This window comes from Campylobacter sp. 110 (assembly GCF_002383965.1).
GTDB classification, from domain to species: Bacteria; Campylobacterota; Campylobacteria; order Campylobacterales; family Campylobacteraceae; genus Campylobacter_D; species Campylobacter_D coli.
Genome location: NZ_NXBD01000046.1, coordinates 1 through 417 on the forward strand (window position 1 = coordinate 1; position 417 = coordinate 417).

A 417-nucleotide genomic window follows, 5' to 3' on the forward strand; every position below is an offset into this window, starting at 1 on the left:
AGAAGTGATCTCTTCTAAAGCTGCTGCAGTTTCTTCTAAAGAAGCTGCTTGAGAATTAGAAGATGAAGTAAGGTTTTGAACTGCACTTTGAAGTTTAGAACTTTCACTGGCTAAGTGATTAGCAAAGTCTGAACTTTGTTTTAACATCTTAACGATTTCATCTCCTAAAGCATTAGTAGTTACTTCAACATTACCACTTGCATTATCGAGTTTATTTCTAAAGTCTAAAGACTTATATTCTTCAAAGATCTTATGAATAGCATTCATATCTGATCCTACTCTAGTTTGTAAAACATCTAAAAGTCTATTTAGAACATTTTTAAGTTCTATTAATTGTGGATTTCTAGGATTAGCTGTAATTCTTGCAGTAAGATTACCACTTTCTACTACTCCTACAGTTTCAACACTTTCTTTTAC

Annotated in this window: 1 pseudogene; it reads right to left on the reverse strand. The window is 31.7% G+C overall.

Annotation, left to right across the window (positions count from 1 at the left end):
* Window positions 1-417 (reverse strand): annotated as a pseudogene (locus BGS43_RS06595) (methyl-accepting chemotaxis protein); the annotation flags it as partial.